Source organism: Rahnella sp. EDr1-12 (genome assembly GCF_049206505.1).
In the GTDB taxonomy this organism is placed as follows: domain Bacteria; phylum Pseudomonadota; class Gammaproteobacteria; order Enterobacterales; family Enterobacteriaceae; genus Rahnella; species Rahnella rivi.
Genome location: NZ_JBLZNY010000002.1, coordinates 557,611 through 569,395 on the forward strand (window position 1 = coordinate 557,611; position 11,785 = coordinate 569,395).

Here is an 11,785-nt window from a genome sequence, read left to right on the forward strand (position 1 = left end):
GATCAGCTTACTCCGGCAAAGGATTATCCGGCCTGAACGGCAGGCGTGTAGTGTTCTTCCAGCAAAGTCCGCAATCCTGCGGCTTTGTTTTCGATCTCCTGCCACTCCTGTGCAGCATCTGAACCGGCGACAATACCTGCGCCAGCGTAGAGTTCCAGATGATGTCCTTTGACGGCTGCCGAGCGCAGCGCCACGGTAAATTCACTTTGTTCTGTGCTCAGATAACCGGCCGAACCGGCGTACCACTCCCGGTCAAAAGGTTCATGCCCGGCGATAAACTCCCGCGCAGCCTGGCGCGGTAATCCGGCGACGGCCGCGGTCGGTTGCAGACGTTGCAGACACCCCGCGTCATCAGCGCCGGTCAGTTCACCATGAATGCTGCGACGTAAATGCTGCACTTTGCGCAGCCGCAGGATCTCCGCAGGCATCACATCCAGAGAGTGCGCCCCGCCCTGCAAACGCTGGCAGATATCATCAACCACCAGCAGGTTTTCGCGCTGATTTTTGCCATCGTTGAGCAGCCATTCGCCAAGTTCGCGGGCTTTCTGAAGATCAGGATGATTGGCGACCGTTCCAGCCAGCGCCTCGGTGAACAGCTCAGTGTGATCGCGCAGGAACAGGCGTTCGGGGCTAGAGCCGAGAAATGCCTGCTGCGGCGTGAATGCCAGCATAAAGTGGTAACAATGGTGATTCACCGCACGGCTGGCGGCGAGAAAAGCACAGGCATTAAGCGGCTGGCTGAGGGTTAAGGTGGTTTTGCGTGCCAGCACGACTTTGTCAAACTGCTGCTGCTCAATGCCTTTGAGCGCACGGTTAATGAGCTGGTTCCACTGTGGTTCGGCGGGCAGATGCTGATGCTGGACGACGCGGGACATAATGGGCGGTAAAGCATGGCTGGCGACCAGCGAACGCAGGAATAACCGCGTGCGACGCGCCTCTTCCCGCAGGGATACTGCGCTGAACAGCGTGCAGCGCAGCCAGTACGTCGTGCCGCTGCGGCAAAGTTCGATGCGAGGTAAAAACAGCGCATTGGCTGCGCGCCCGCCTGCATCCGCGCCGTTGAAGGCATTCAGCCCCCAGATGTGCAGATCGGGAATATCACGGTGCTGGCGGATAAAGGCCTGCGCCTGTTGCATATCGCCAAAGGCATACGCATCGCCGCACACGGCCGCTTCGTCATGACCGTCGCGCTGTTGCCAGTAGAATTTCGGGTAGCAGGGTTGCGCCGACAGCCATTCGAGCAGGCCGGTGTCAGGCTGTTTTTGCAGGGAATAACTGAACTGCCGGATACCCGCAGCGTCAGGCCATTCGCCTGCAAGCGTTGCATCAAGCTGGTCAATGATTGCTGATATCTGTTTCACCGCTACCTCGGGCCATACCGGATGTTTTGTGACGGGCAGAAATACCCTTCTGGATCAAAAAACGGGTTGGATCAATTACGGATGAATTATGAGGCGTTACGAAAAATGAAAATATGCGACAGATCAAGCTGTAGTGAGAGCTATAAGCTACGAAGGAGTATAGGAGGAGAAAAAAGGATTATCAAAGCGGCAGAACGCGCAAAAGCGGATGAAATGAGGGCAGCCTGATGGCTGCCCTGCGGATTACCGAAGACTTAGCGGCGCAGCAACAGGCCGACAACTAAACCTACTGCAGCACCGACACCCACACCGTGCCACGGATTTTCGCGCACATAGCTGTCGGTTTGCTCGGCAACATCACGCGCTTTGCGACAGTAGGAACGGGCTTTCGGATCAAGGCGGTTTTTGATGTCCTTCAGCGCGTATTCTGCGCGGGACTTGATTTCAACGTATTTTTCGTCAGCTTTATCACCGGAAGACTTCAGCACTTCTTCCAGCGTTTCAGTCAGCATGCGTAAATCGTCATCTAACGAATTCTGCTGTGATTCAAATTGGTCAGCCATGGATATCTCCTTATGATGTGATCATTCACTTGTCATTAACCGTAGCGCAGATCGGGATGAAATGCCTGTGAGATTTCACATAAACTTCCGTAAAAACGGGGTTTTAAGAACCTTCCGACCCTTTGGTCTGAGTAAACGCAGGCGTTTTTTTCGTGGCCAGTTGCTGTTTCTCACGCTGTTTTGCCAGCCATAATCCGCTGTTTTTCATCGCGTAACCGAAAACCAGTCCAACGAGCAAAGAGACGACCACCAGACGCCAGTTCCCCTGAGCGGCAAAGGTCGCGCAGGCGCCGATAAAGGTGCCAGGCACAAACGCCAGCCACTGCTGACGCGCCTGAATACACATCAGGAAGGCCACAACGCCGGTCAGCATATAACCCAGAATGCTCCACTCAGGTCGCATGGCGCTGCCCGCCATGATAACCACCGCCCAGAAGACGCCACTCATACAGGTCAGCGTGCTGATAACCAGCCCGCGCAGGCCGCCTTGCGGGCAAGCGAAGTACGCCGTACAGCCGAGGAAACCCGCCCAGCCGATGAGTCCCAGACTGATGGCTACCCAGCCCCAGACACCGGAGAGGATGCCGGTGGTGATCGCGATCATCACTAAAACATTCATGGTCTAAAACCTGCGCAATGTTGAACAAGCGCGCAGTTTACTCATTGATGGCAAGAATGGAATGGGCAAGATCACATTTCCAATGTAATTTTATGCTGAACGTACATATAAATGTGACTTGCATCACAAAATGAGCCGCTTTTGCTCTTTACTCCCCCACTCCTGAACGCGTGATGGCGCATTCGGGAGGGATGTGATGGGAATATTTCGCCTGATAAAAGTCATGAAGATAATTAATCATAATTTTTACTTTTCTCTTTTTATTGATGATGGTTTTGTTAGGCATTGTTATTTCACCCGCACGACGTCCTGTTTATATAATTCATCCGGCTTCATATGAAAACACCCGTCAATTTTAATAAGCGGCATTTATAAAAGAATGCTGCTTATTACCTCTGAATTAATATACCGGAGTTGTAAAGATGACTATTATTACACGTGAGAAAACACTTTATACCTTGCAGGATCCTACCTGGCTGAAAAAAGCCGGCATCGATAAAGGTATTAACCACGACCGTCAGCATATTGACCTGATCCTCGCCGCTGGCGACACGCTGACGGTTCAGCAAACGAACCCCAAGTTCACCGCCCCTCTGACGCTCTGGTTACTAAACACTGACTCGGAGACAGAAAAATCCTTCTCCGTCACCAGCAAAGCTACCGATATCTCGTTCACGACCACTTCCGTCCCCTTCATCACCACGCCCTATACGTCTTCAGCAGAATTACCGGTGGTAAAATTCAGTTTCTCTTCAACCGCCAAACCTCTGCCTGTCTATAATTTAAATGATAACGAACGCGCCTTCTTCCAATTATGGGACGGACACGATGCAGAGTTTGCTTTAATTCATTCTCAATATATTCAGATCCTGGTTCCCAAGAGTGATAAAGCAAAAATGAAAAACACCGGGACAGCGGATAATTTGAATGGGATAATTAATAATTATACCCAAATCTTTGAATTCTATAATTCCCTTATGGGGATCAGCGTTGATGCAACCGTCGCCACGGATAAAAATATCCCTAACCGCTATTTTGCTAAAGCAGATCTGAACGGTCCCGGCGGGGCTTACTACGGTACAAACTGGACGGCGGAATCAAGTTCCAACATCGCAGGGTATTGGCTCGCCGCCATGATCGATAACTGGGGAGCATTACATGAAATCGGGCATGGGTATGAAGGCAAATTTGTCTCGGATCCCCAATTTTCTACCCACGAAGTCTGGAACAACATTTTTGCCGCCAGTTTCCAAAACCTGGTGTTAGGTGATCTGGTTTACAAGAAAGGCTGGTTATACAACTACGGTAAAGAGGCCGCCGTTCTCGCGACCATTCAAAAAAACCTCAAAGATAACAAATCTGTCGCAAGCTGGGATCTGCGTTCCAAACTGTTCTTCATGATGCAGTTGAAAGACCGTGGGGGTGACAACGCCTTCACCCATTTCTACAAAAATTACCGGGTCATCAGCAATCAAAGCGGCTTTGTGGCCTCTGACTATCTGGTGCTGGATTTATTGTCTGACAGTTACCTTCAAATTGGCGGAGTGGATGTCACCCCTTATATCTATCGTGCGGGTGCAACACTCTCGGATAAACAACGCGAAATCAATCTGTTTAATGACGGTGAACCGGCTTATCCCCTTTCAGAACTGGTCAGCAGCACTGACGCTGCTACCCTCAGAACCAGCCTGAATCTGCCTTCGGTATTGTCTCTGGTCACCGCGACAGAGCTTGCGTCCACGTCATTAAAAGGCGATCTGACCATTGTGTTGAACATTGAGGATTCAACCCAAATCAGCGGAGAAAGCGCATTTCTGCTGAGCGAAGATGCCAGCCAGCCGTTGCTGTCCATCCCGATTTCCGATGACAAGCTGACTCTGTCACAACTGCCGATAGGTGCCTACAAATTGCAGCTTCCTACTGGCAAAAGTAAGAAGTATTACGTCAATGGTCATTACGCCATCGTTAAAAATGGCAGCAATACCCAGACAGCAACTTATGAAACTAAGCTCGGTGCATTACTGGCAAACCAGTCTTTCAACTTCCTGGGGCTTTCGGATTCTTTGTTCTGCACCCTAAAAATCGATCATACCAGGCAAACCATCAGGGTGGATGTGAACAACACTTCCCCGCATTCTTACTTCGTTAATCAGGCCTATGCCAAAATTGAAATTTACGATCTGGCAGGCAACATTGTTTTCAACCGCACCATCAATGGTGATAAGACGACGACATCGCACGATGTCATTGCGTTTGAACCGAACTATCGCATCAACATTTTCCACGCCGAAGTCACTAATCGTCTCAAGCTGAGCCCTTATATCGCGGGCGTGGTGAATACCAAATCGTCCAATAACAGTTTTATTGTCACGCCGGCCGGTCTGGTCAACGTCGCGGTAGAGAACGATCCCTTTGTGTCTCTGGCTGCCAGTATCAGTAAGCAGGCTGAGATCATCAGAGCGACTCCTGCCATGCTGGCGGCGAAATTTGCCTCCGCGAAAGACGACATTTACATGGCGATTGCGCTGTTCCCAAGCCCGCAAAAAGAGCAATTGCTGGAAGACTATAAAGACGTTATTCCTTCAAATGACAGCGTTGTTCCCGAACCCGTGATTCAACCAAATGGATTCACGCTCAATCTTCAGGGAAGTGCGGAGGGTTCTGAGTTTACTTATGAAGCGACGGTGACGGCTAACGGCTGTGAAGCGGGGGCCAGCAAAACGCTGATTGCCACCGAGGGAAAAAACCCTTCATTGCAGGTGACCGTCTCTGATGAAAACGGCAAAGCACTGTTTAAATATGTTCATCAAAATCCGTAATCTCTTAGTCGTGCTATAAAAAAAGCCGCTCAGATGAGCGGCTTTGTTGTTCATAACAGTGTCGGTCAGAGCATGGGTTGCGCCATCTGAACCAGCGTAATCAGCGGTTGCGGATAGATACCCAGCAACAGCACCAGAATCGCGGAAATCAGCACAACCACACCACCCGCCGTCAGCGCCCAGTTGTTCGGGGTATCACGCACCAGTGTTTCCGGTGCACTCAGATACAGGCTGACAGTAACGCGCAGATAGTAGTAAAGGCCAATCGCAGACCCCACCACCACGGCTCCGGTCAGCCACCACAGATGCGCGGTCACACCGGTCGCAATCACGTAGAACTTACCGATAAAGCCCAGCGTCATCGGGATACCGGCCAGTGACAGCATCATCACCGTCATTACCGCAGACAGAATCGGCTTATGCCAGAACAAACCACGGTAGGAGAACAGTGATTCTGCATCCGGCCCTTTGTACGGGCTGGACATCAGGCTGACCACACCGAACGCGCCGAGGCTGCTGAACAGGTAACCGGCCAGATAAACACCGACAGTTTCCATCGACAGCTGATGCGTTTGTACTGCAATCAGCGCCACCAGCAGATAACCGAGGTGGGCGATGGAGGAGTAACCGAGCAGACGTTTAATGTTGCTCTGGCTGATGGCCATCACGTTACCGACCAGAATCGAGCAGAAGGCAATAATGCCCAGCACGATGCGGATCGCTTCGCTGTCAGCCACCGGCGCGTAGAGGAACAAACGCATCACGACCGCAAAGATAGCGATCTTGCTGGCGGTTGCCAGGAAGGTCGATACCGGTGCTGGCGCGCCCTGATACACATCCGGCGTCCACAGGTGGAAAGGCACCAGCGACAGCTTGAAGCCCAGGCCGACAATCATCATACCCAGACCAGCCAGCAACAGCGGCTGGTGCAGCATCACGCCGTCGCCCAGATTTTTGCCCAGTGACGCGAAGGACAAATCGCCAGACTGTGCGTACAGCAGCGCCATACCAAACAGCAGGAAAGAGGACGCAGCTGCCGACAGCAGCATGTATTTGATGGCCGCTTCGAGAGAGCGTTTCTGACGATAGGCGTAACCAATCAGGCCGAACAATGGCAGCGAAATCAGTTCGATTCCGAGGAACATTGACGCCAGATGGTTAGAGCATGCCAGCAGAATGCCGCCCATTGCCGCGATGAGAACTAAGAGATAGAACTCTTCGCGGTTGTCCGGATAGCCGGCCAGCCATGGGTAAGCAAAGGTGCTGGTTGCCAGACTCGCCAGCAACACCAGCCCGATGTAGAACATCGAGTAGCCGTCAACGCGCAGCAGCGGCGTAACGTCCTGTGGCCCGACCTGCGCGACATAGTAGAGGGAAAGTAAGGCAACGTTCAGCCCGATGACTGTCAGTGTGGCATTGAGAAAATGGTCGCGTCGCCACGCAATGGACAGCATCACCACCACCACCGTCAATCCGACGATCATCAGCGGTAATAGTGCGATCAGATTTTGAAGTGTAAATGTCATGGCGAGTTACGGCCTTGTCGTTGAAATAGTGGAAACTGATGACCCATACCAGTGCTGAATGTTGGTCATCGCTGCACTTGAGGTATCCAGAATGGGCTGCGGGAAGAAGCCCAGCGCCACCAGCAATACCACCAGTAACAGAATGATCGACAGTTCGCGTGCGGTCATGCCCGGCAACGGCTGGTCAGACTTTCCTTTACCGTAGTAAGCGCGCTGCATCATCGCCAGAGAATACACTGAGGCAAACACCAGACCGAAGGTCGAGATGACAGTAATCACCGGCACAACCGGGAAGCTGCCAAACAGGATCATGATTTCGCCCACAAAGTTACCGGTACCCGGCATCCCTAAGGTCGCCACTGCAAAGAACAGCGACAACGCTGGCAGGTATTTAATTCGGCCCCACAATCCGCCCATCTGGCGCATATCGCGGGTATGCAGACGTTCGTAAAGCTGACCACAGATGATGAACATACCGGCTGCGGACAGACCGTGTGCAATCATCTGAATCACTGCGCCCTGGTACGCCAGCTGGCTGCCGGTGTAGATAGCGATCAGTACGAAGCCCATGTGCGAAACAGAGGTATACGCAATCAGACGCTTAATATCGGTCTGCGCGAATGCCATCCATGCGCCGTAGAAGATACCAATCACGCCCAGCCACATGGCGATCGGGGCAAACTCGTGTGATGCATTCGGGAACAATGGCAGACAGAAACGCAACATCCCGTAAGCAGCGGTTTTCAGCAAGATACCGGCTAAGTCAACGGAACCTGCGGTTGGCGCCTGACTGTGCGCATCTGGCAACCAGCCATGCAACGGCACCACAGGCATTTTCACCGCAAACGCGATAAAGAAGCCGAGCATCAGCAGATATTCAACACCGTTCGACATAGGTGTTTTCAGCAAGTCTGCGTAGTTGAATGTCCACACGCCGGTGGCGTTGTAATGCACAAACACCAGACCGAGGATGGCAATCAACATCACCAGACCGCTGGACTGCGTGTAGATGAAGAACTTGGTTGCTGCGCTGATACGCGTTTTACCGTCTGACGCTTTGTGACCCCACAGAGCAATCAGGAAGTACATCGGCACCAACATCATTTCCCAGAAGAAGAAGAACAGGAACAAGTCGATGGCGAGGAACACGCCAATTACGCCGCCGAGGATCCACAACAGGTTCAGGTGGAAGAAACCCTGATACTTCTGGATTTCACGCCACGAACAGAGGATCGCCAGTACGCCGAGCAAACCGGTCAGCACGACCATCAGCAAGGACAAACCGTCCAGCGCCAGATGGAAGCTGATACCAAAACGAGGGATCCACGGCACCGAGAATTCGGATTGCCACTGTGGAATACCCGCAGGTGATGTTAATGAGTATCCTCCCTGCAACCACAATTGCACGGAAAGAGCCAGCGTCAGCCCCATCGCAATCAACGCGATCCAGCGCGGTACTTTGCTCCCAAAGCGCTCAGTCTGCCAGCACAGCAGCCCGCCGATAAAGGGGATAAATATTAGCCAAGGTAATAGCATGGCGTGTCGTTCCCTTCTTTTATGCCCGTAGGCTATTTCACTTGCCGGCCGTCAGACAGACAAACCGGCATTGATAATCACACCCGTAAGACAGGCTTAAATCACCAGCAGCAGCGCAAGAACAACCACTGCACCCAGCCCCATTGACGCGACGTACCAGCGGACCATACCGTTCTCGCTCAGCGTCAGACCGCGATTCCCCAGACGGGTAAAGATCGCAGGCAGATTCATCATCGAGTTCAGCGGGTCACGCTGCAGGAGTTTCGCGATAGCCAGATACGGTTTCACGAAAATCATGTTGTACAGCCAGTCGAAGCCCCAGGCGTGGAACCACCAGGTCGTGAAGAAACGACCCGGTGCGCTTTTCGCGATGCTGTTTACCAGCGAGCGTTTACCCAGATACAGGGCCGCCGCCAGCAGAATACCGGCAATCGCAATCACGCCTGACGTGATTTCCAGGGTCAGCACGCTGCCATGCGCCAGCTCAGTGGTTTCCGGCAGAACGCCTTTCAGAGGCGGAACAATCATCGCGCCAATGAAGGTGGACAGAACCAGTAACACCAGCAGCGGCAGGTGATGAGTGATGCCTTTACCCGCATGGGCCTTAATTTTTTCTTCGCCATGGAAGACGATGAAGATCATGCGGAAGGTGTACAGCGAGGTCATAAACGCACCCACCAGACCCGCGACCATCAGATTGAGATGACCGTTAGCCAGCGCACCGGCAAGGATTTCATCTTTACTGAAGAAGCCCGCGGTAATGATTGGCAAGGCTGACAACGCCGCGCCGCCGACCAGGAAGCAGACATACACCAGCGGAATGGATTTACGCAATCCACCCATTTTGAAGATGTTCTGCTCGTGGTGGCAGGCCAAAATGACCGAACCGGAAGAAAGGAACAGGAGTGCTTTGAAGAACGCATGCGTCATCAGGTGGAAGATTGCTGCATCCCACGCCTGTACGCCCAGCGCCAGGAACATGTAACCAATCTGGCTCATGGTCGAGTAAGCAAGTACGCGTTTGATGTCGGTTTGCACCAGGGCGGCAAAACCTGCCAGCACCAGCGTTACCGCACCAATAATGCCCACCAGATGCAGAACCTCAGGCGCCATCAGGAACAGGCCGTGGGTACGTGCAATCAGGTAAACACCGGCGGTAACCATGGTTGCGGCGTGGATAAGCGCGGAAACCGGTGTCGGACCGGCCATGGCGTCTGCCAGCCAGGTCTGAAGCGGAAGCTGTGCGGATTTACCCACTGCGCCACCCAGTAACATCAGGGTTGCCCAGGTGATTGCCGTGTCACCTACCGCCAGTTTCTGCGGTGCCAGCACCATCAGTTCACGGATATTCAGCGTACCCAGCTCGCGGTACAAAATGAACAGCGCAAATGCCAGGAACACGTCGCCGACACGGGTCACAATGAACGCTTTCATCGCTGCCGCGCCGTTGGCCGGGTTGGTGTAGTAGAAACCGATCAACAGGTAGCTGCAAAGACCCACGCCTTCCCAGCCGAGGTACATCAGCAACAGGTTATCTGCCAGGACCAAAACGACCATGCTGGCGATAAACAGGTTGGTGTACGCGAAGAAGCGGGAGTAACCCTCTTCACCACGCATGTACCAGGACGCGAACATGTGGATGAAGAAGCCGACGCCGGTGACCACAGACAGCATGGTCATTGACAGGCCGTCGAGGATAAGCGTTGCGGAGATATTGAAATCCCCGACCTGCATCCAGTTCCACAGTGTCTGACTAAAGACGTCAACGCCTGCCGCTTTCTGGCTGAGGAAGTTGATGCCAACGTAGACAGTGGTCAGCGCTGCCAGACCAATCGACCCGACGCCAATGGTAGCCGACGTATTTTCAGACCAGCGACCGCGTGAGAAGGCCAGTAACAGGAAGCCAATCAGCGGGAACAGAATTGTTAAATATAATAAGTTCATCCGCGCATCTCACTGACAGTATCAATATTCAGAGTGTGGCGACGGCGATAGAGTTGCAGCAGCAACGCCAGACCAATACTGGCCTCCGCCGCAGCCAGGCTGATCGCCAGGATGTACATCACCTGTCCGTCTGCCTGACCCCAATAGCTTCCAGCCACAATGAACGCCAGCGCCGCTGCGTTGATCATCACTTCCAGACTGATCAGCATAAACAGCAGGTTACGACGGACAATCAGCCCGGTCAGCCCCAACACAAAGAGAATCGCGGCCAGGATCAGGCCATGTTGTAGAGGGATCATGCTCTCTCCTCCGTTTTTCGTTTCGCCATTTCCGTCGTGACCGGTGCGTCACCAAAGACTTCACCCGCTTTATGTTCACGACCGATGTGGAACGCCACGACCAGACCGGCCAGCAGCAGCATTGACGCCAGTTCCACGGCCAGAACGTAAGGACCAAACAGCGCGATACCGACGGCTTTCGCGTCAACCATCTCGCCTTTGATGCCGTGGTCGTGCAGACCAAGAATTGATGCGATCATCACGCCCAGCAGAACAACTGCCAGAATTGAAGGACCGATCCAGGTCGAAGGTTGCAACCATGCGCGTTCCTGCTCCTGGACGTTGCCAAGGTTCAGCATCATCACCACGAACACGAACAGCACCATGATGGCCCCGGCGTAAACAATGATCTCCAGCGCACCGGCGAAGTACGCGCCGAGCGAGAAGAACACCGCAGCAATCGCCAGCAAAGAGACGATCAGATACAGCAGTGCATGTACCGGGTTGGTATGCGTGATAACACGCAATGTCGCCAACACGGCCACCAGGGCTGCAATATAAAATGCAAATTCCATGCTTGCGGCTCCTTAGGGCAACAGACCTTTGACGTTGATCGGTTTGGCTTCGTTTTCCGCATCGCCTTTCGGCTTGCCGTCAACGGCCATACCGGACATCCGGTAGAAGTTATATTCCGGATATTTACCCGGTCCAGAGATCAACAAATCTTCTTTTTCGTACACCAGATCCTGGCGTTTGAATTCACCCATTTCGAAGTCCGGCGTCAGCTGGATAGCTGTTGTCGGGCACGCTTCTTCGCACAGGCCGCAGAAAATGCAACGTGAGAAGTTGATGCGGAAGAACTCCGGGTACCAGCGACCGTCTTTATGCTCTGCTTTTTGCAGAGAAATACAGCCGACCGGACAGGCTACCGCACACAGGTTACAGGCAACGCAGCGCTCTTCACCGTCGGGATCGCGCGTCAGCACGATACGACCACGGTAACGCGGAGGTGGATTGACCGGCACTTCCGGGTACATCTGGGTTTCGCGCTTGGCGAAGGCATGCATGCCTATCATCCACAAGCTGCGAACCTGGGTCCCGAACCCGACCACTATGTCTTTCAATGTCATGGTTTCATC

The 11,785-nt window shown here is 53.1% G+C and carries 10 protein-coding genes; 1 reads left to right on the forward strand and 9 read right to left on the reverse strand.

All coding sequences use genetic code 11. The annotated features are described in order from the left end of the window. Window positions 1-23 precede the first annotated feature (23 nt). From menF to ACO0U8_RS11880, 3 genes are all read right to left on the reverse strand, one after another. Window positions 24-1,361 (reverse strand): isochorismate synthase MenF, encoded by a 1,338-nt coding sequence (gene menF, locus ACO0U8_RS11870; RefSeq protein ID WP_122097553.1) that lies wholly within the window; start codon window positions 1,359-1,361, stop codon window positions 24-26. A gap of 254 nt (window positions 1,362-1,615) precedes the next feature. Beyond that, window positions 1,616-1,924 carry a DUF883 family protein gene (locus ACO0U8_RS11875; protein ID WP_056782270.1) on the reverse strand — a complete coding sequence of 103 codons (309 nt, stop codon included), beginning with the start codon at window positions 1,922-1,924 and terminating at the stop codon, window positions 1,616-1,618. 103 nt (window positions 1,925-2,027) lie between these two features. Further along, a complete protein-coding gene (locus ACO0U8_RS11880; protein WP_056782267.1) occupies window positions 2,028-2,543 on the reverse strand; it encodes a DUF1097 domain-containing protein in 516 nt (171 codons plus the stop codon). Window positions 2,544-2,965: 422 nt separating this feature from the next. Between ACO0U8_RS11880 and ACO0U8_RS11885 the strand changes: the two genes are divergently transcribed. Next, the gene (locus ACO0U8_RS11885; protein ID WP_421670851.1) at window positions 2,966-5,362 is read left to right on the forward strand and encodes a putative mucin/carbohydrate-binding domain-containing protein; all 2,397 of its coding nucleotides are present in this window, start codon (window positions 2,966-2,968) and stop codon (window positions 5,360-5,362) included. A 65-nt stretch (window positions 5,363-5,427) separates the two neighbouring features. Here the strand turns inward: ACO0U8_RS11885 and nuoN are convergent, their stop codons facing one another. The 6 genes from nuoN to nuoI form a co-directional block, all read right to left on the reverse strand. Beyond that, window positions 5,428-6,888 carry an NADH-quinone oxidoreductase subunit NuoN gene (nuoN, locus tag ACO0U8_RS11890; protein ID WP_056782262.1) on the reverse strand — a complete coding sequence of 487 codons (1,461 nt, stop codon included), beginning with the start codon at window positions 6,886-6,888 and terminating at the stop codon, window positions 5,428-5,430. 6 nt (window positions 6,889-6,894) lie between these two features. Next, window positions 6,895-8,424 (reverse strand): NADH-quinone oxidoreductase subunit M, encoded by a 1,530-nt coding sequence (gene nuoM / locus ACO0U8_RS11895; protein ID WP_122097550.1) that lies wholly within the window; start codon window positions 8,422-8,424, stop codon window positions 6,895-6,897. Between the two features lie 96 nt (window positions 8,425-8,520). Then, window positions 8,521-10,368, reverse strand: a complete 1,848-nt coding sequence (gene nuoL / locus ACO0U8_RS11900) for an NADH-quinone oxidoreductase subunit L (protein WP_122097549.1) — start codon at window positions 10,366-10,368, stop codon at window positions 8,521-8,523. Then, a complete protein-coding gene (gene nuoK / locus ACO0U8_RS11905) occupies window positions 10,365-10,667 on the reverse strand; it encodes an NADH-quinone oxidoreductase subunit NuoK (RefSeq protein ID WP_056782255.1) in 303 nt (100 codons plus the stop codon). Before nuoK ends, nuoL begins: the two co-directional genes overlap by 4 nt. Beyond that, a complete protein-coding gene (gene nuoJ, locus ACO0U8_RS11910; protein WP_056782253.1) occupies window positions 10,664-11,221 on the reverse strand; it encodes an NADH-quinone oxidoreductase subunit J in 558 nt (185 codons plus the stop codon). The genes nuoK and nuoJ overlap by 4 nt, the downstream gene beginning before the upstream one ends. 12 nt (window positions 11,222-11,233) lie before the next feature. Beyond that, entirely contained in the window at window positions 11,234-11,776 is a 543-nt protein-coding gene (gene nuoI, locus ACO0U8_RS11915; RefSeq protein WP_056782251.1) for an NADH-quinone oxidoreductase subunit NuoI, read from the reverse strand. Window positions 11,777-11,785: the final 9 nt, after the last annotated feature.